The 1546-nt window shown below is 69.1% G+C and carries 1 protein-coding gene and 1 pseudogene; both read right to left on the bottom strand.

All coding sequences use genetic code 11. The features are described 5' to 3' along the window. A pseudogene (locus tag CQ044_RS19360) lies at positions 1-295 on the bottom strand (D-2-hydroxyacid dehydrogenase); the annotation flags it as partial. Beyond that, positions 292-1515, bottom strand: a complete 1224-nt coding sequence (locus CQ044_RS19355) for an aspartate transaminase (RefSeq protein ID WP_308736934.1) — start codon at positions 1513-1515, stop codon at positions 292-294. The gene CQ044_RS19355 and the pseudogene CQ044_RS19360, both read right to left, overlap by 4 nt. Positions 1516-1546: the final 31 nt, after the last annotated feature.

Genomic DNA, 1546 nt, shown 5'->3' with positions numbered 1-1546 from the left:
TCGTGTGCACCCACCGCAGCAGCGGATTCGCGCGCACCGTACGCGCCAGAGCCATCGGATCCACATCCGGGATGCCGTACAGCACATCCGCCGAGTCCAGCATCCCCTCGAACACCGCCTGCTGCTCCGCCGTCCGGCGGAACGACGGGTCCCCGGAGAAATCCGCCGGATGACGCATCGGCGCCACCAACGACGGATCCACCACAAGATCCACCCGCGGCTCCAACGAAACGATCAACTCGCACAACTCCGACGCCAGCGGCGCAGCCACCGCCACCCGCAGACGCGCGCTCACCGGAGCTCTCCCACGGCGGCGCCGATCGCGGCGAGCGCGGCGGTGATGGTGCCGGTGTCCGTCGCGAACGAGATCCGGAAGAAGGGCGATTGCCCGTACGCGGATCCCTGGATCACAGCGACGCCGGCATGCTCGAGGAGGTACAGCGTCACGTCCTGATCGCTCTCGAGAGTGCGACCGTCCGCCGTCGTCCTGCCGATGAGACCCGCGCAGTCCACGTAGACGTAGAAGGCACCGTCGGGAGCGATCGGCCTCAGCCCGTCGATGGCCGCGAGACCCGCCACGGCGACATCGCGTCGTTCCCGATACACGGGAACGGTCTCCGCGATGAAGTCCTGGGGGCCCTCCAACGCCGCGGCCGCGGCGGCCTGGCTGATCGACGACGGGCACGACGACGTCTGCGACTGGAGGGTGTTGATCGCGCCGACGAGCGCCGGATCCCCCGCGGCATAGCCGAGCCGCCACCCCGTCATCGCGAAAGACTTGGACACCCCGGAAACGACGAGCACGCGGTGCCGGAGGTCGGGTGCGACGGACGCAAGACTGGGCGCCGGCGCACCGGTGAAGGAGATCTCGCTGTAGATCTCGTCGGACAGCACGGAAACGGCCGGGTGCCGGCGCAGGACCTCGGCGAGGGCCGTCAGGTCCTCCGACGTGTAGACGGCACCGCTGGGATTGCCGGGGCTGTTCAGGATCAACCACGTAGTGCGCTCGGTGATGGCCGCTTCCAGCTCATCCGCAGTGAGCTTGTACCCGGCGTCGGCCGACGTCGGAAGGATGACAGGACGGCCGTCGTTCGCGCGGACCATGTCCGGGTACGAGACCCAGTACGGCGCCGGAATCAGCACCTCGTCGCCGGCGTCCACGGTCGCCATCAGCGCGAGGAAGATGACCTGCTTGCCCCCGCCGCCGACGGTGAGCTCCGCATCCGAGTATTCGATCCCGTGGGTCCGCAGCAGCGACCCCCTGATCGCCTGCCGCAGACGCGACGTCCCGTTCACCGGGGTGTACTTCGTCTCGCCCCGCTGGATCGCAGCGATCGCCGCCTCTTTGACGTGGTCAGGGGTGTCGAAGTCGGGCTCGCCGACGGTGAGGTCGAAGATGCGGCGTCCTGCCGCCTTCAGCTCGCGCACGCGGGCCGCCGCGGCGGTGCTCGGCGACGGCGCGATCCTCGCGAGTCGCTCCGCTCCTCGGAAGGAGGAGGTCATGGTGTCGCTCACGACTCCTCCTCGATGTCGGTGGTGAGCCCCT

Origin of the sequence: Microbacterium sp. MYb64, from assembly GCF_002979495.1 — a bacterium.
Taxonomy (GTDB): domain Bacteria; phylum Actinomycetota; class Actinomycetes; order Actinomycetales; family Microbacteriaceae; genus Microbacterium; species Microbacterium azadirachtae_A.
This window is presented reverse-complemented; position numbering and strand designations above follow the sequence as displayed.